Origin of the sequence: Streptomyces sp. M41(2017) (assembly GCF_002078175.1) — a bacterium.
In the GTDB taxonomy this organism is placed as follows: Bacteria; Actinomycetota; Actinomycetes; order Streptomycetales; family Streptomycetaceae; genus Streptomyces.
This window is the reverse complement of the sequence record NZ_MWFK01000002.1, coordinates 1,215,391-1,231,335: the sequence shown is the minus strand read 5'-3', so window position 1 is coordinate 1,231,335 and position 15,945 is coordinate 1,215,391. Positions and strand designations below refer to the sequence as shown.

The window sequence follows — 15,945 nt, the reverse complement described above, 5'->3', positions numbered from 1 at the left end:
TCGTAGGTGCGACGTTGTACTTCTGTGTACAAGTGATCGGTGATGCGTGCACACGTCCCGGTGTGCGGGACGGGTGCGCTGCCGATCCTCCCACAGTGGCCTGCGGCGATGCCCGCCGTAGGATGCGGGGGACAGGTGCGGCAGACGGCTGGACTGGGAGCAGTAGACCAACGTGAGCAGCGAGAACTCTTCGGCGGACGACGTGCGGCGTGCGGCGGACGACGGGCAGCAGGTGTGGGACGTCGTAGTCGTCGGCGCGGGGCCCGCGGGCGCTTCGGCCGCCTACGCGGCAGCGGTCGCGGGACGCAGCGTCCTGCTCCTGGAGAAAGCCGAACTGCCCCGCTACAAAACATGCGGCGGCGGCATCATCGGTCCTTCCCGGGACGCCCTGCCACCCGGCTTCGAGCTGCCGTTCAAGGACCGGGTGCACGCGGTCACCTTCTCGATGGACGGCAGGTTCGCCCGTACGCGGCGGTCCCGGCAGATGCTGTTCGGGCTGATCAACCGGCCCGAGTTCGACCAGCAACTCGTCGAGTACGCCCAGAAGGCGGGCGCCGAACTGCGCACCGGGGCCACGGTGTCCCGCGTCGAGCAGCACGGCTCTGCCGTGCCGGACCGGCGCACCGTCGCCGTGGTCCTGCAGGGCGGCGAGACCGTCCTGGCACGCGCGGTGGTCGGCGCCGACGGAAGCGCCAGCCGCATAGGGGCACACGTAGGGGTGAAGCTCGATCAGGTCGACCTCGGCCTGGAGGCCGAGATCCCGGTGCCGGAGACGGTCGCCGAGGACTGGCGGGGCCGCGTCCTGATCGACTGGGGCCCCATGCCCGGAAGCTACGGATGGGTCTTCCCGAAGGGGGACACCCTCACCGTCGGCGTCATCTCCGCCCGCGGTGAAGGAGCTGCCACCAAGCGGTACTTGGAGGACTTCATCGCCCGGCTGGGCCTCGCCGGGTTCGAACCGTCCATCTCCTCCGGCCACTTGACGCGCTGCCGCGCCGACGACTCGCCGCTGTCGCGCGGCCGGGTGCTCGTCTGCGGAGACGCGGCGGGCCTGCTCGAACCGTGGACCCGCGAGGGCATCTCGTTCGCGCTGCGCTCCGGCCGGCTCGCGGGGGAGTGGGCGGTGCGGATCGCCGAGGCGCACGACGCCGTCGACGCCCGGCGGCAGGCCCTGAACTACGCGTTCGCGATCAAGGCGGGTCTCGGCGTCGAGATGAGCGTCGGCAAGCGTCTGCTCGCCGCCTTCGAGCGCCGTCCCGGCATGTTCCACGCGGGTCTCACCGGGATCCGCCCGGTGTGGAAGGCCTTCACGGGAATCACCCGCGGCTCCACGACGCTGGGCGAGATCGTGCGGTCGCGCCCCATGGTCGGGCGTGCCCTGAGCGCTCTCGACCGGGCGCCGCAGGTCACCGAGGCCGAGGACGCGGACCCCAAGGACGCCGACGGCCGGGACGGCGAACCGCAGGGCGTGGAGCCCAAGGGCGCGGAGGGATAGGCGCGCCGGCCGGCGTCAGCTCCCGACCGCGATCCGGAAGACGGGGTGGTCGGGGGCGATGCGGCGCAGCTCCTCGTCGGACGAGTCGGGACCGACGCCGCCGAAGAACACCCCCACCTCGGCCTTCCAGCGCTTGAGGTAGGCGCGCAGCAGCGGGACCTTGTCGTCGTCGCCGACCTCGACGGCCGTGAAGGCCTCCACCTTCTTGCCGAGCCGCAGCTCGCCGCCGCCGGCCGCCCGCATGTTGTGCGTCCACTGGACGTGACCGCGGGGGGCCACGAGGTACTGCTTCCCGTCCACCGTGAGCAGGTTGACCGGCGTCGTGCGCCACTCGCCGCTCTTGCGGCCCCGGACGGCCAGCACCCGCGAACCCCAGACGCTGAGGCCCCGCCTGGTCGTCCAGGCCACGGCGCGGTTGAGGATGTTGACGGTGAACCAGCCGGGCTTCTGGACATGTGTCGACACGGTGACCCCTTGAGATCCGTGGTGGGAGCGCCGCTCTCTTTTGTGAGCACTGCTCTCGCTTGAGGTAAGTCTGCCGGAGGTGGGTGCCCAAAAGCAAGAGCACTGCTCTCGTATTTGGTCACCGCTCTCGTTTTGGAGCGCCTGTTTTGAACGGGAGCGACGCTCTCATAGCGGAGCGCTGCTCTCGTTTGTGTGCACTGCTCTGAAAACGTGGGAGACTGCCCCTCATGAGTACCGCACGAGGGGCACGCGCCCGAGCCAGGATCGAGGTCACGGCGGCCATCAAGGACGAGGCGCGCAGACAGCTCGCCGCGGACGGCGCCGCGAAGCTCTCCCTGCGGGCCGTGGCCCGCGAGCTCGGGATGGTCTCCTCGGCGCTCTACCGCTACTTCCCCAGCCGCGACGACCTGCTCACGGCTCTCATCATCGACGCCTACAACTCCCTCGGCGAGTCCGCCGAGTCCGCGCACACCGCCGTCGCCGAGGCCGGGCCCCGGGCCCGCTGGATCGCCGTGTGTCTGGCGGCCCGCCGGTGGGCGCTGGCACATCCGCACGAGTACGCCCTCATCTACGGCTCGCCCGTCCCCGGCTACGTCGCGCCGCAGGAGACCGTTCCGGCCGCCGCCCGGGTCGGGCTGCTGCTGATCGGCGTGGTGCGCGACGCGTACCGCGGCAAGGGCGTGGCGCGCTCCGAGCTGGCCCCGGACCTGACGGCCGAGGCGCGCCGGATGTCGGCGGATCTCGCGCCCGACCTGCCGCCCGATGTGATCGTGCCGCTGGTGGCCGCGTGGGCGCAGCTCTACGGGCTGATCGGGTTCGAGCTGTTCGGCCAGTTCAACCGGGTCGTCGAGGACCGCGAGCCGTTCTTCCGGCAGGCGGTGGGGAGGCTCGCGCACGACGTGGGGCTCGTCCATCCGGAGCCGGGCGGCGCCGCCTGAACCGCCGGCACGGCGGAACAGCGGAACGGGCGGTCCAGCCCGCACCTGGCACCGCCGTGCCGGCACGCCGGGTTCGCGCCACCGTGCTCCCGTCGGGCTCCGGGTCGTACTCCCGGGGGAGTACGGGTGATCACCTCGCCCGGCGGACGCCGGGCGGGTGCCCGGCCGTCTAGCGTGACGGTCATGGAAGAGCAGCGCACGCCCGTGGCCCCGACGGGGGGCGGTCCGCCGTGGCGGCGGTACGGGCCGCCCGGCTGGGACCGCTGGAGCGAGGAGGCGCACGGCACGCGGTGGCCGTGGCGCTCCACACTGCTGCTGACCGCCTTCGTGCTGCTCGGTTCGACCTTCGCCGCCCACGCCCAGCACGGCGACCGGCTCGGACTCGACGTCTTCGCGCGGGTGCTGCTGGTGGCGGGCTCGGGGCTGCTGCTCTGGCGGCAGCGGTACCCGGTGGCGGTCGCGTTCGGCACGGCGGCGGTCGCCCTGGTGTACGTCGCCGCGGGCTACCCGTACGGGCCGGTCTTCCTGCCGGTCGCCGTGGGCTGCTTCAGCGCGGTCGTCGCGGGTCACCGACGGGCCGCCTGGACCGCGATCGGGCTGCTCTGGGCGGGGCATCTGCTGGTCTCCCACTGGCTCTACCGCCGGCTGCCGCCGACGGGTGACCGTCCGCCGTCCTGGATGCAGGAGGTCGGCGTCGCGACCTGGGTGGTGGCGGTCGTCGCGCTGTCGGAACTGGTCCGGGTACGCCGTGAGCAGTGGTCCCGTGAACGGGCCGAACGGGCACAGGCCGCCCGGCGCCGCGCGGACGAGGAGCGGCTGCGGATCGCCCGGGAACTGCACGACGTCCTCGCCCACAGCATCTCGGTCATCAACGTCCAGGCCGGCGTGGGTCTCGCCCTCCTCGACTCCGACCCCGAGCAGGCGCGGACCGCGCTCACCACCATCAAGGCGGCCAGCAAGGAGGCCCTCGGCGAGGTGCGCCAAGTGCTCGACACCCTGCGCGCGCCGGGCGAGGCACCGCGCACCCCGGCGCCCGGACTCGACCGGCTGCCCGAACTGGTCGCGCAGGCGGCGCGCGCCGGCCTGACGGTCGAGGTCCGTGGGGAGGCCCCCGCGTCGGCACCCGGTGCCGACCTGGCCGCGTTCCGCATCGTCCAGGAGGCGCTCACCAACGTCGTACGGCACTCCGGGTCGCGCCGCGCGCGTGTGCGGCTCGATCACGCCCGGGGCGTGCTGCGGCTCCTGATCGACGACGACGGGCCGGCCACCGGCGTGGACGCGGGCGGCAGCGGCAACGGTCTCGCCGGGATGCGGGAGCGGGCGGCGGCGCTGGGAGGCACGATCGAGGCGGGACCGCGCGACGACGGGGGGTTCCGTGTGCTGGCGGTGCTGCCGTGGAAGGCCAAGGAGGACCGGTGATCCGCGTACTGCTCGCCGACGACCAGTCGTTGGTCCGGGCCGGGTTCAAGGCGCTGCTCGACGCGCAGCCTGACATCGAGGTGGCCGGGGAGGCCGCCGACGGTGCGGAAGCGGTGCGCTCCGTGGGTGAACTGCGCCCCGACGTCGTCCTGATGGACATCCGGATGCCCGTCCTGGACGGCCTCGCCGCGACCCGGCGGATCACCGGTGACGCCGGCCTGCGGGACGTGAGGGTGGTCATGCTGACCACCTTCGAACTCGACGAGTACGTCTTCGAGGCGATCCGTTCCGGTGCCTCCGGCTTCCTCGTCAAGGACACCGAGCCCGAGGAACTCCTGCGCGCCGTACGGGCGGTGGTCGGCGGCGACGCCCTGCTGTCGCCGGGGGTGACGCGGCGGCTGATCGCCGAGTTCGCGGCCCGCTCGAAGGAACCCGAGTCGGCCGCCTCGCTCGCCGAACTCACCGACCGGGAAAGGGAGGTGATGGCGCTCGTGGGCATCGGCCTCTCGAACGACGAGATCGCGCGTCGTCTGGTGGTCAGCCCCCTCACGGCCAAGACCCACGTCAGCCGCACGATGGTGAAGCTGGGTGCCCGTGACCGCGCCCAACTGGTCGTCCTCGCCTACGAGTCGGGCCTGGTGCGCCCGGGCTGGCTCGGCTGAGCGGCCGGGTTCCCGCCGTTGAAGCGGAACAGCACCGTGGCCACCCGGAGGGCGAAGACGGCGGCGGCCAGGCCGCCGCCCGAGGTCACGAGCATGCGGACGGTGTCCCGCGACAGGTCCAGGAAGAGGGCGGGTCCGGCGACGACTCCGAAGGCCACGGCGGCGACGAACGCGGCGCTGGCCAGGGCGTATCCGATCTCGACGGTGACGGCGTCCCGCTCGGCCTGACCGCGCCGCCCGCCCGTGCCGTCCGCGGTGCCGCGGTCGTGGTCCCTGGGATCCCCGTCGTTGTTCATCCCCCGAGTCAACCGTGCGGTGCCCGGTGGGGCAAGGCTCCACCGGGCACCGCGGGACGGACGTTCCCGTCCGTCCTAGTCGCGGACGGGCACGCGCTCCTGCTCCGTCGTGCTCGGCAGGGAGCGGGCGACGACGACGGACTCCCGCGGTCGCCGGGTGCGCAGGCCCGGCAGGGTGATCAGCAGCCCCGCGAGAGCGATGCCGGTCACCACCATCAGGCCGGGACGGTAACTGTCCAGGACCGCCTGGGGCGATGACCCCTCCGAGGAGTTCGCGGTGACGGCCGCCGTCACGACGGCGAGGAAGATCGCGCCGCCGACCTGCACGGAAGTGTTCAGGAGACCGGAGACCATGCCCTGCTCGTGGTCGTCGACCCCGTTGGTCGCCTGGATGTTGAGGGACGGGAAGACCAGGGCGCAGGCGGCGCCGATCAGCAGCATGGTCGGCAGGATGACCGCCGCGTAGACGGGGTGGAGGTCGACGCGGAGGAACAGCGCGTAGCCCGCGACCATCAGGGCGAAGCCCGTCGCGATGAGCCCGGGAGTGCCGAAGCGGTCGACGACCGCGCCCACCTTGGTGGAGGACAGCGCCACCAGAGCCCCGGCCGGCAGGAACGCCAGCGCGGTGTGCAGGGCCGACCAGCCGAGCAGCGACTGCATGTACAGGGTCACCAGGAACTGGAAGCCGACGTACGAGCCGAAGAACGCCATCGCGCCGAGCTGGGCCCGGACCTGGCTGCCGGAACGCAGCACACCCAGCCGGATCAGCGGGCTCGGGCTGCGCCGCTCGACGCCGACGAAGGCGCTGAGCAGGACGGCGACGGCCGCGAAGGAGAGCAGCGTGCGGGCCGAGCCCCAGCCGGCCTCGGGGGCCTGGACGACGGTGAAGACGAGCAGCAGCATCGAGGCCGTGCCGAGGACGGCGCCCGGGATGTCGTAGCCGCCGTGGTTCTTCTCGCGGTCGCTGCGCGGGATGAGCTTCAGGCCCACGACCAGGGCGACGAGGGCGATCGGCGCGGGCAGCAGCATGGTCAGCCGCCAGCTCGCCTCGGTGAGCAGGCCGGACAGGACGAGGCCCATGGAGAAGCCGGTGGCGGCGCAGGTGGTGTAGATGGACAGCGCGCGGTTGCGCAGCGGGCCCTCGGCGAAGGTCGTGGTGATGATCGACAGTCCCGCGGGGGCGGTGAAAGCGGCGCTCAGGCCCTTGATGAAGCGGCTGGCGATGAGCAGCGGTCCCGAGTCGACGAGTCCGCCGAGCACCGACGCGAGCGCGAAGACGGCCAGGGCCACCAGGAAGACCTGGCGGCGGCCGAGCAGGTCGGCGGCGCGTCCGCCGAGGAGGAGCAGTCCGCCGTATCCCAGGATGTAGCCGCTGACGATCCACTGGAGCGTCGAGGTGGAGAGGTGCAGTTCCGAACCGATGGACGGCAGGGCGACGCCGACCATCGACACGTCGAGGGCGTCCAGGAACATCGCCGCGCAGAGCACGAGCAGGGTTCCCCACAGCCTGGGAGTCCAGCGGTCCTGGGGTGTGGGACGGGTGAGCGGAGAGGTCATGAGGTCAGAGATTACATGCACACGCATTCAATGCAAATGCATTTAATGACGATGCAACAAAGTGGATCGTTTGCTACGGTGCGGCCATGGCGGCGACGAATGCCGAGCAAGGGCTCGTGGACCAGTGGCGCGACATCCTGGCGGTGCATGCCCGCACGCTGTGCGAGCTCGACCGCGAACTGCACCGGCACGGTCTGGGTGCCAGTGACTTCGAGGTCCTCGACGTCCTGGCCGGGTGTGCCGCGGCGGACGGCGGTTCCTCCTACCGCGTCCAGGAGATCTCCGAGCGGGTCCACCTGAGCCAGAGCGCGCTGTCGCGCCTGATCGGACGTCTGGAGAAGGACGGCCTCGTGACGCGGGGGACGTGCGCGGAGGACAGGCGGGGCGTGCGCGTCTGCCTCACCGCCCGAGGACGCCGACTCCACGGTGAGGTGCTTCCGTTGCAACGCGCCGTCCTCACGCGCATGCTCGCGGCGGCGCCTGCGGCCGACGTGCGGACCTGTCTCTCCCCCTGACGCGGGGTCGGTACCGATCGCCCGGAGCCGGAGCCGGAAGCGGAACCGGACTACGGAACCCGGGTATCGCCCGACGCCCGGTCTCTGAGCGGCCTCGTACCGGCGTCGTCAGTTCCAGGTGATCCCGGACGTCTCCCGCCAGAGGGCGGCGAGTGAGGCGTCGCCGCTCACGTCCGGGAACGGTGCGCGGTTCCACAGGGCGAGATAGAGGAGGCCGGCCGGTCCCGCCACCTCGCAGTCGGCGGGCGGTGCGTCCGCCGCGGACTCGGCTCGGTCGCTCACCGGTGCCTGATCCGACAGTCGTACGGTCCACACGGCTCCCGGCATGTCGGTGGCCGTCACGCGCAGCACCCGTGGCTCCTCGCTGCGCACCCTGCTCGTCGGGCGCCCGTGGAAGCCGAACAGCAGCTCGTCGATGCCGTCGACCGCGAACTCCGCCGCGACCGGATCCCGTTCACCGCTCCGGGCCGACTCGGCGTCGATCCGGTGCACGGTGGTCTCGTGCGCCTGGCGGCGGGCCCAGAAGGCGGGACCGGAGGGTGCGGGCAGAAAGCTCCAGCACCTGAGATCCGGCGAGGCCCCGGCCAGTGTCTCCACGAGGCGGCCGTGTCCCTCGCGGAACCAGGCCAGGAGATCGTCGCCGTCCAGTTCCGGCAGGCCGCCGTCGGGCCGGTACGAGGTGTGGCCCTCGGCGACGAACGCGGTGGCCCAGCGGTGGACCATGCCGGTGTGCCGCACCAGATCCCTGATCCGCCACCCGGGGCAGGTCACCACCTCCGCGTCGACGCCCGCCGCCTCGGCGGCGGCGCACAGCAACCGGCCCTCCCGGTCCAGGGTTTCCACGTGCTCGGCAGTCTTCATGCGGCGAGTCTGCACGATCGACCGCGGTCCGGGAGGCGGTGGAGGACATGCTGCGGGGTGCCGCGTCGGGAAGGCCCGGCCGCGGGGGTGTTCACCCCGTGGCGGCCCGGCGCGTGGCGAATCCGATCAGCGCGGCCACCGCGGCGAGCACGGCGACACTGGTCAGCGCCGTCGGCAGGGAGTACCAGTCGGCCATGAATCCGATCGCGGGCGGTCCGAGCAGCATGCCCCCGTAGCCGAGGGTGGAGGCGACGGCGATACCGCTCGCCCCGGCGAGGGCACCGGCCCGTTCGATCGCGACGGGGAAGATGTTGGCGAGGCCCAGGCCGGTGACGGCGAAGCCGAGCAACGCCACCCATACGGAAGGGGCGAGCGCGCCGAGCAGCATGCCGAGCGCGGCCGTCGTGCCGCCCGCGACGAGGGTGCGGGTGCGGCCGAGCCGTTCGAGCAGCGTCGTCCCGCTCAGCCGCCCGATCGTCATGGCGAGGGCGAAGCAGGAGTAACCGGCCGCCGCGATCCCCGGGTGGGCCTCCAGGTCCTGCTCCAGGTGGAGCGCGCCCCAGTCCGCGAGCGCGCCCTCGCCGTACGCCGTGCACAGGGCGATGAGGCCGAACACGACGACGAGGCCACGGGTACGGCCTTCCAGCCGCCGGGGTGCCGCCCTGTCGTCGCTCCGGGGCCGGTCCGGGGGTACGGGCATGTCGTGGCGCAGCAGGGCCGGCCCGGCGAGGGCGATCACGAGCAGGCCGATGAGGGCGAGGGCCAGCAGGTGGCGCGTCGGGGACAGATGGGCGGCGACCAGCCCGCCGAGCCCCGCCCCGATCATGCCGCCGAGGCTGAACGCGGCGTGGAAACCGGGCATCACCGGGCGCCGCAGCGCCGCCACGAGATCGACGGCCGCGCTGTTCATGGCGACGTTGATCCCGCCGTAGGCCATGCCGAACACGAGGAGCACGGCGGCCAGTGCGGCGGCCGAGTGGGTCAGTGGCGGCAGGACGACGCTGACGCAGAGCAGGACGGCGCAGGCGAGGGTGACGGGGCGGCTGCCGTAGCGCCGGCAGAGCTGCCCGGTGAAGACCATCGTCACGACGGCCCCGGCGGAGACACCGAGCAGGGCGAGGCCGAGCGCGCTGGCCGAGGCGCCGGTCTGCTCCTTCACGGCCGGAATCCGTACGACCCATCCGGCGAAGACGAATCCGTCGAGGGCGAAGAACGTGGTGATCGCGACGCGGAGGCCGGTGAGAGTGGGATTCGGCACGACACTGTGCGGACGGGTTTTGTTTATTAGCGGCACAAACTCACGTTAGGCCGGTGCTCCGCCGAGAGCAAGGGAGGAAGAGGGGCGGTGACGGAGACGGCACTCCGTGTCGCGGCCGGCGGCGCCGTTCCGCGGATCAGGGGGCCTTGGACGGAGCGCGGTATCCCGCTGCCCGCGCCCGGAAGCCCGCGGTTCGCCGTCCCACCTGCCCGGACGGCGAACCGCGGTCCCGCCGGCGGGGTCAGGCCGCCGGAGCCGGGTACGTCGGGTACTCCACCCCGGACACGTGCTGCACCACGCGGATGACCTGGCAGGAGTAGCCGAACTCGTTGTCGTACCAGAGGTAGAGGATCGCGTTGTCGCCGTCCACCTTGGTGGCGCCCGCGTCGACGATCGAGGCGTGGCGCGAGCCGATGAAGTCGCTCGACACCGCGTCGGGCGCGTTCGTGAAGTCGATCTGGCGCTTGAGCGGCGAGGTCAGCGAGACGTCACGCAGGTGGTCGAGGACCTCCTCGCGGGTCGTCTCGCGGCCCAGGCGCAGGCTCAGGATCGCGATCGACACGTCCGGAACCGGCACGCGGATCGAACTGCCGGTGATCGGGGCGTCGAGGTCGGGCAGCGCCTTGGCGACCGCGGAGGCCGCGCCTGTCTCCGTGATGACCATGTTGAGCGGCGCGGAGCGGCCCCGTCGGTCCGAGCTGTGGTAATTGTCCAGGAGGTTCTGGTCGTTGGTGAACGAGTGGACCGTCTCCACGTGGCCGCGCAGGACGCCGTACTCGTCCGCCATCGCCTTCAGCGGCGGCACGATCGCGTTGGTCGTGCAGGAGGCGCAGGACAGGATCTGCTCGTCCGGCTTGATCATGTCGTGGTTGACGCCGTGCACGATGTTCGGGACGTCGCCCTTGCCGGGCGCGGTCAGCACGACCTTGTCGATGCCGGGGCGCAGGTGGTTCGAGAGGCCCTCGCGGTCGCGCCACTTGCCGGTGTTGTCGATGAGGATGGCGTCGCGGATGCCGTACACCGTGTAGTCCACCTGGGACGGGTCGTCGGCGTAGATGACCTTGATCTCGTTGCCGTTGGCGATGATCGTGCTGTTCGCCTCGTCGACGGTGATCGTGCCCTGGAACTGGCCGTGGATGGAGTCGCGGCGCAGCAGCGAGGCGCGCTTGACGATGTCCTGGGCGCCGCCGCGGCGCACGACGACGGCGCGCAGCCGCAGCCCGTTGCCGGAGCCGGTCTTCTCGATGAGCAGGCGGGCGAGGAGCCGGCCGATCCGGCCGAAGCCGTAGAGGACGACGTCGCGGCCCTCGCGGCGCTCGATCTTGTTGTCGCCCGTGGCGCCGGAGACCGCCTCGGCGGTGAACTCCTCGACGGACAGGCCGCGCTCGTCCGCCCGGTAGGTCGCCGCGAGCATCCCGAGGTCGATCTGCGAGGGGCCGAGGTCGAGCGTGCTGAGCGTCCGCAGGAACGGCAGCGTGTCGGTGACCGAGAGCTCCTCCCCGGCGATCTGCCGGGCGAAGCGGTGGGTCTTGAGAATGCTGACCACTGACTTGTTCACCAGGGAACGGCTGTGCAGGAGGATCGTGACGTCCTGCTCCCGGTGCAGCCGGCCGATGATCGGGATCATCGACTCCGCTATCTCTTCGCGAGTCTTCCAGTTGGTGAACGCGTCGTCGTTGACAGTCACAGAATCATCTTTCGAGCTAGGTGGCGCTCATATGCTAACCCGCCCCCTCGGGGTGATCGTTCACGCGGTGTCCACCCGGGCGGAACCCGGGGCTCCGGTCGGCGTTCGTGAACCCGCCGGCCGGCGCTCGACGGCCGCCGGTGTGCCCGTGACGTCGGGTCGCCGGGGGCGGAAGGTTCTCGCCTTCCGTCCTGGACTCTTTCGTTGTGGTAGGCACCCTTGACAGCGTGCGTACTGTTTCGCGACGTTTGAGCCCTGCCGATCGCATTCGGATATCGGCGCTCGACCGGGGGGCGAGGCGCAGTGCGGCGCGGATCGGCGGACACCGGAAACGTGGCAGGACGCGGACAGCGCGTCATGGGGGGAGCTGTCGCCCATGCGATCCATCAACGAAGATCCACACGCCCGAACGGCCTGTGTTGTGACCGGCACGTCTCTCGCAGCACTCACGGAAGGGCGGTTGATCTGAGGTGGAGATCACGAACCACAGACTCGACGGCCTGAGCGTCCCGCTGCGCGAGGCCTGGCACCGGGCGATGGACGAGTCGCCCGAGTACGCGAATCCTTTCCTGGCACCGGAGTTCGCGACCGGGGTCGGCAGGTTCCGGAAGGGAGCCCAGGTCGCCGTCCTGCACGAGGGAGGGGAGCCCGTCGGCTTCCTGCCCTACGAGCGCAACGTCCTCGGCGCCGGCAGAGCCGTCGGCCTCGGACTCTCCGACTGCCAGGCCCTGGTGCACCGACCGGGGATCACGTGGGACGTCCAAGCGGTGCTGCGCGCCTGCGGGTTGTCCGTCTTCGAGTTCGATCATCTCGTCGAGGAGCAGAGGCCGTTCGGCCGGTTCGTCACGGGAACGTTCGCCTCCCCGGTCGTCGATCTGAAGCCGGGGGACAGCGGTTATCCGGAGTGGCTGCGCAGCGCGTACCCGGGCCAGGCCAAGACGACCTTGAAGAAGGAACGGCGGCTCGCCCGCGACGTGGGTGAGGTGCGGTTCGTCTTCGACGAGCGCGACCCCCGGATGCTGCGCACGCTGATGCGCTGGAAGTCCGCGCAGTACCGCAGGACCGGACGGATGGACCGGTTCGCACGCCCCTGGATCGTGGACCTGGTGGACCACCTCTTCGACGTCCGCGAGGAGCACTTCACCGGCGTGCTGTCCGTCCTCTACGCAGGGGACCGGCCGGTCGCTGCCCACTTCGGGCCGAGGTCCCGCAGTGTCCTCGCGGCCTGGTTCACGGCGTACGACCCCGAGTTCCACCGCTATTCGCCCGGCCTGATGATGCACCTGCGGACCGCCGAGGCGGCCGGCCGGAACGGCGTCAGCGTGCTGGACCTGGGACGCGGGGACAAGGAGTACAAGGACTGGCTCAAGACCCGCGAGCTGCGCGTGGCCGAGGGCTTCGCCCACCGCCCCCACCCGGTGGCGGCGGCGCACCGGCTGTGGCGCCGGCCCGTGCGGGGCCTGCGGAACACGGTTCTCGCCCATCCCGAGCTGCGCGACCCGGCCGACCGGCTGCTCAAGGCGGTGGGCAACCTGCGTGCCTCGGGGCGCGTCCGGCCCGGTGCCGGCCCCCGGGCGGACTGACCGGGCGGCCCGGGAACAGGACCATCGGTGCGGGGGCGCCCAGGCCGTGGTGCCGAGGCCGCCTCCGCACGGAGGCGCGGCGCGGACCGTCCGGGTGCGTGTCCCGTGGCTTTGGAGTGCCGGCGGAGGCCGGGGCGTCGGGTCGTGCGGGGTGGCGGCGGTCCCGTACGTCAGACCGTGACGACCTCGACGCCCGCCTCCTCGAACTGGCGCACCGTCGCCGGAGCCACCGCGGTGTCGGTGACCAGCGTGCCCACCGCCTCGGCCGAGCAGATGCGGGCGAACGCGCGCCGGCCGAGCTTGCTGGAGTCGGCGGCGACGATCACGCGCTCCGCGCGTTCGCACAGCAGGCGGTTGATCGCGGCCTCGGCCTCGTCGTGCGCTGCGGCACCGTGGGCGGCGTCGAACGCGACCACGCCGAGCACCGCGACATCGAGGGTGATCTGCCCGAGCACACCGTCCGCGAGGGGCCCGATGAGTTCGTAGGACTGGGGCCTGGCCACACCGCCCGTGACCACGATCTTGAACTGGGGGCGCACGGCCAGTTCGTTCGCGATGTTCAGGGCGTTCGTGACGACGGTGAGCGCGGGGGAGCCCGAGGCCAGGTCCGGACGCACCGCCAGGGCGCGGGCCACCTCGGTCGTGGTCGTGCCGCCGGTCAGCCCGACCGCCTCGCCCGGAGCGACGAGGCCGGCGACCGCCTTGGCGACACGCTCCTTCTCGGAGGCGTGCCGGGCCGTCTTGTAGCGCAGAGGCAGTTCGTACGAGACCCCGTGGACGACCGCGCCGCCCCGGGTGCGTACGAGCATCTGCTGTTCCGCGAGCTGGTCGAAGTCGCGCCGGATGGTCGCCGCCGACACCTCCAGCCGGGTCGCGGCCTCCTCGACGTCCAGGCGGCCCCGCTCCACCAGCAGGTCCAGCAGCGTCTTCCAACGGGCGTCGCGCGACATCCGCCTCTCCCTTGCTCGTTCCTTCGCGACCCTAGCGCACCCCACCTCACCTCGAATGCTTGATTGTGCTCGAAAACTCGCTATATCTTGCACGAACAATCATCAGTGGGAGGGGTACCGCATGACCCATGTCGAGGACGAGCTGAGCAGTCAGCCCGAGTGCTGGATCCGCGCCGCCGAAGAGGCCGCCGGACACGGGGCCGCGCTGCCCGCGGCGGGGGAGCGGGTCGCGATCGTGGGCTGCGGCACCTCCTTCTTCATGGCGCAGGCCGTCGCCGCGCTGCGCGAGGGGTCCGGGCAGGGCGAGACGGACGCCTTCGCCGCCTCGGAGTACCCGCAGGGCCGCTCGTACGACCGCGTGCTCGCCCTCACCCGTTCCGGGACGACCACCGAGGTGCTGGAGCTCCTCGGACGCCTGCGCGGACACACCCGGACGACCGCCGTCACCGCCGACCCGCGCACCCCGGTGATGGAGGCGGCCGACGACATCGTCGTGCTCGACTTCGCCGACGAGCGGTCCGTCGTGCAGACACGGTTCGCCACCACCGCGCTCACCCTGCTCCGGGCCCACCTCGGTCTGCACACGCAGGCCGTCGTGGCCGACGCGCGCACCGTGCTGGAGACGCCGTTGCCCGAAGGGCTCGTCGACTGCGCCCAGTTCACCTTCCTCGGCCGAGGCTGGACCGTCGGCCTCGCGAACGAGGCCGGGCTCAAGATGCGGGAGGCGTCCCTCGCCTGGACCGAGGCCTATCCCGCCATGGAGTACCGCCACGGCCCCATCAGCGTCACCACCCGCGGCACCGCCACCTGGATGTTCGGCGAAGCCCCCGACGGGCTGGCCGAACAGGTCCGCGAGACCGGCGCACTGTGGGTCGCCGGTGGACTCGACCCGCTCGCCGAACTCGTCCGCGCCCAGCGCCTCGCCGTGGCCGTCGCGGCGGCCAAGGACCTCGACCCCGACCAGCCGCGCCACCTCACCCGCTCGGTGATCCTCGGCAACTGACGCCCGCTCACCCGTTCCCAGAGAAGGAGGAGTTGTGCCCCTCGCAGCAACCGGTGAGCTGGTCGCCCGGGCCGCGGCGGCGCGGACCGCCGTCGCCGCGTTCAACGTCATCACCCTGGAGCACGTCGAGGCCGTCATCGCGGGAGCCGAGTCGGCCGGCGCACCCGTCGTCCTCCAGGTCAGCGAGAACGTCGTCACCTACCGCTACGGCCGGCTGCTCCCGCTGGCCCGGGCGGCCACCGCCGCCGCCGAACGCGCCGCGGTTCCGGTCGCGTTGCACCTCGACCACGTGCAGAGCGACGACCTGCTGCGGCAGGCGGCCGGCGCCGGATTCAGCTCCGTGATGTACGACGCCTCCCGCCTGCCGTACGAGGAGAACCTCACCGCGACCCGCGCCGCCGCCGACTGGGCCCACGCCCAAGGGCTCTGGATCGAGGCCGAGTTGGGTGAGGTCGGCGGCAAGAACGGCGAACCGCCGCGTGACGCTCACGCGCCCGGCGCCCGCACGGAGCCCGGAGAGGCCCGCGCCTTCGTCGGCGACTCGGGGGTGGACGCCCTCGCGGTGGCCATCGGCAGTTCGCACGCGATGACCACCCGCACGGCCGCTCTCGACCACGGCCTGCTCAAGCGGTTGAGCACGTCGCTCGGCGTCCCGCTCGTCCTGCACGGCTCCTCGGGTGTGCCGGACGGCGAACTGCGGGCGGCCGTCGAGGGCGGCATCGCCAAGGTCAACGTCGGCACCGCCCTGAACATCGCGATGACCGCCGCCGTCCGGGAGTTCCTCGCCGCACATCCCGAGGCCGTGGACTCCCGGAAGTACCTCAGTGTGGGGCGGGAGGCCATGGCACGGACGGTGACCGGACTCATCGGCGTGCTGCGAGGCGCCACCGATCGGTAGTCGAAGCACGTCGTCCTGACGGGCGACGACCGCGAAGCAGGGCCTCCCGCCGCTCGGGCGACGATCACCACGAGCCGCGCGGGAGGCCCTTTCCCGTCCCCGGGCCTGACCGAGTTCCGCAGGCGACCGTTCGCACGGGTGACAACGTGGCTAGTGTGAACAAGTATGGGAGAAGGCCGAAAGGGCACGGCAGGCTCGCGCGTGAGGCACCCTCTCGGAGGCCTTCCGGGCAGGCGTCCCGATGCCCCGTTGACGCGAGGAGCAGGAGTTGGCGGTGATTCGTAGAGGTCCGGGCCGACACCGGGCCCGGCGCGTGACCGCGGCGTCGAACGGCGGGCGCGTGGCTGGTTTCCGCACC

Annotated in this window: 15 protein-coding genes; 8 read left to right on the top strand and 7 right to left on the bottom strand. The window is 72.0% G+C overall.

All coding sequences use genetic code 11. The features are described from left to right. The first annotated feature begins 172 nt into the window (after window positions 1–172). Window positions 173–1,495, top strand: a complete 1,323-nt coding sequence (locus tag B0675_RS31060; RefSeq protein ID WP_241540062.1) for a geranylgeranyl reductase family protein — start codon at window positions 173–175, stop codon at window positions 1,493–1,495. Window positions 1,496–1,510: 15 nt separating this feature from the next. On the opposite strand, the gene B0675_RS31055 is transcribed toward B0675_RS31060, so the two are convergent. Beyond that, entirely contained in the window at window positions 1,511–1,960 is a 450-nt protein-coding gene (locus tag B0675_RS31055) for a nitroreductase family deazaflavin-dependent oxidoreductase (protein WP_081222927.1), read from the bottom strand. A gap of 227 nt (window positions 1,961–2,187) precedes the next feature. Between B0675_RS31055 and B0675_RS31050 the strand changes: the two genes are divergently transcribed. The 3 genes from B0675_RS31050 to B0675_RS31040 all read left to right on the top strand — a co-directional run bounded on the left by B0675_RS31050 (window position 2,188) and on the right by B0675_RS31040 (window position 4,979). Then, on the top strand, window positions 2,188–2,898 hold the full coding sequence (locus B0675_RS31050) for a TetR/AcrR family transcriptional regulator (protein ID WP_081222926.1): 711 nt from the start codon (window positions 2,188–2,190) through the stop codon (window positions 2,896–2,898). A gap of 183 nt (window positions 2,899–3,081) precedes the next feature. Then, window positions 3,082–4,317, top strand: coding sequence for a sensor histidine kinase (locus tag B0675_RS31045; RefSeq protein ID WP_081223986.1), 1,236 nt, complete (start codon window positions 3,082–3,084; stop codon window positions 4,315–4,317). Then, window positions 4,314–4,979, top strand: a complete 666-nt coding sequence (locus tag B0675_RS31040; RefSeq protein ID WP_081222925.1) for a response regulator transcription factor — start codon at window positions 4,314–4,316, stop codon at window positions 4,977–4,979. Before B0675_RS31045 ends, B0675_RS31040 begins: the two co-directional genes overlap by 4 nt. On the opposite strand, the gene B0675_RS31035 is transcribed toward B0675_RS31040, so the two are convergent. Together B0675_RS31035 and B0675_RS31030 are read right to left on the bottom strand one after the other, a co-directional pair. Beyond that, window positions 4,940–5,275, bottom strand: a complete 336-nt coding sequence (locus B0675_RS31035; RefSeq protein WP_081222924.1) for a DUF6332 family protein — start codon at window positions 5,273–5,275, stop codon at window positions 4,940–4,942. The genes B0675_RS31040 and B0675_RS31035 overlap by 40 nt on opposite strands. A gap of 75 nt (window positions 5,276–5,350) precedes the next feature. Further along, window positions 5,351–6,832, bottom strand: a complete 1,482-nt coding sequence (locus B0675_RS31030; RefSeq protein ID WP_081222923.1) for an MFS transporter — start codon at window positions 6,830–6,832, stop codon at window positions 5,351–5,353. A gap of 86 nt (window positions 6,833–6,918) precedes the next feature. Between B0675_RS31030 and B0675_RS31025 the strand changes: the two genes are divergently transcribed. Then, the gene (locus tag B0675_RS31025; protein WP_081222922.1) at window positions 6,919–7,347 is read left to right on the top strand and encodes a MarR family transcriptional regulator; all 429 of its coding nucleotides are present in this window, start codon (window positions 6,919–6,921) and stop codon (window positions 7,345–7,347) included. A gap of 108 nt (window positions 7,348–7,455) precedes the next feature. On the opposite strand, the gene B0675_RS31020 is transcribed toward B0675_RS31025, so the two are convergent. The 3 genes from B0675_RS31020 to B0675_RS31010 form a co-directional block, all read right to left on the bottom strand. Beyond that, window positions 7,456–8,208, bottom strand: a complete 753-nt coding sequence (locus B0675_RS31020; protein ID WP_081222921.1) for a maleylpyruvate isomerase family mycothiol-dependent enzyme — start codon at window positions 8,206–8,208, stop codon at window positions 7,456–7,458. Window positions 8,209–8,299: 91 nt separating this feature from the next. Continuing rightward, the gene (locus tag B0675_RS31015) at window positions 8,300–9,466 is read right to left on the bottom strand and encodes an MFS transporter (protein ID WP_081222920.1); all 1,167 of its coding nucleotides are present in this window, start codon (window positions 9,464–9,466) and stop codon (window positions 8,300–8,302) included. A 241-nt stretch (window positions 9,467–9,707) separates the two neighbouring features. Then, window positions 9,708–11,153 (bottom strand): glyceraldehyde-3-phosphate dehydrogenase, encoded by a 1,446-nt coding sequence (locus B0675_RS31010; RefSeq protein ID WP_081222919.1) that lies wholly within the window; start codon window positions 11,151–11,153, stop codon window positions 9,708–9,710. 470 nt (window positions 11,154–11,623) lie between these two features. Here B0675_RS31010 and B0675_RS31005 point away from each other — a divergent pair, with 470 nt between their 5' ends. Next, window positions 11,624–12,736: a GNAT family N-acetyltransferase gene (locus B0675_RS31005; RefSeq protein WP_081222918.1), complete on the top strand. Its 1,113-nt coding sequence runs from the start codon at window positions 11,624–11,626 to the stop codon at window positions 12,734–12,736. Between the two features lie 170 nt (window positions 12,737–12,906). Here the strand turns inward: B0675_RS31005 and B0675_RS31000 are convergent, their stop codons facing one another. Next, complete coding sequence (locus B0675_RS31000; protein WP_081222917.1) at window positions 12,907–13,686, bottom strand: DeoR/GlpR family DNA-binding transcription regulator; 780 nt, start codon at window positions 13,684–13,686, stop codon at window positions 12,907–12,909. A gap of 121 nt (window positions 13,687–13,807) precedes the next feature. On the opposite strand from B0675_RS31000, the gene B0675_RS30995 reads away from it, so the two are divergent. Together B0675_RS30995 and B0675_RS30990 are read left to right on the top strand one after the other, a co-directional pair. Then, the gene (locus B0675_RS30995; protein WP_081222916.1) at window positions 13,808–14,689 is read left to right on the top strand and encodes a sugar isomerase; all 882 of its coding nucleotides are present in this window, start codon (window positions 13,808–13,810) and stop codon (window positions 14,687–14,689) included. 34 nt (window positions 14,690–14,723) lie between these two features. Next, window positions 14,724–15,587 carry a class II fructose-bisphosphate aldolase gene (locus B0675_RS30990; protein WP_081222915.1) on the top strand — a complete coding sequence of 288 codons (864 nt, stop codon included), beginning with the start codon at window positions 14,724–14,726 and terminating at the stop codon, window positions 15,585–15,587. Window positions 15,588–15,945 lie beyond the last annotated feature (358 nt).

Coding starts and splice junctions, on each gene's coding strand:
- B0675_RS31050 (WP_081222926.1), top strand. CDS start 2,188: ATGAGTACCGCACGAGGGGCACGCGCCCGAGCCAGGATCGAGGTCACG.
- B0675_RS31045 (WP_081223986.1), top strand. CDS start 3,082: ATGGAAGAGCAGCGCACGCCCGTGGCCCCGACGGGGGGCGGTCCGCCG.
- B0675_RS31035 (WP_081222924.1), bottom strand. CDS start 5,275: ATGAACAACGACGGGGATCCCAGGGACCACGACCGCGGCACCGCGGAC.
- B0675_RS31030 (WP_081222923.1), bottom strand. CDS start 6,832: ATGACCTCTCCGCTCACCCGTCCCACACCCCAGGACCGCTGGACTCCC.
- B0675_RS31025 (WP_081222922.1), top strand. CDS start 6,919: ATGGCGGCGACGAATGCCGAGCAAGGGCTCGTGGACCAGTGGCGCGAC.
- B0675_RS31020 (WP_081222921.1), bottom strand. CDS start 8,208: ATGAAGACTGCCGAGCACGTGGAAACCCTGGACCGGGAGGGCCGGTTG.
- B0675_RS31000 (WP_081222917.1), bottom strand. CDS start 13,686: ATGTCGCGCGACGCCCGTTGGAAGACGCTGCTGGACCTGCTGGTGGAG.
- B0675_RS30995 (WP_081222916.1), top strand. CDS start 13,808: ATGACCCATGTCGAGGACGAGCTGAGCAGTCAGCCCGAGTGCTGGATC.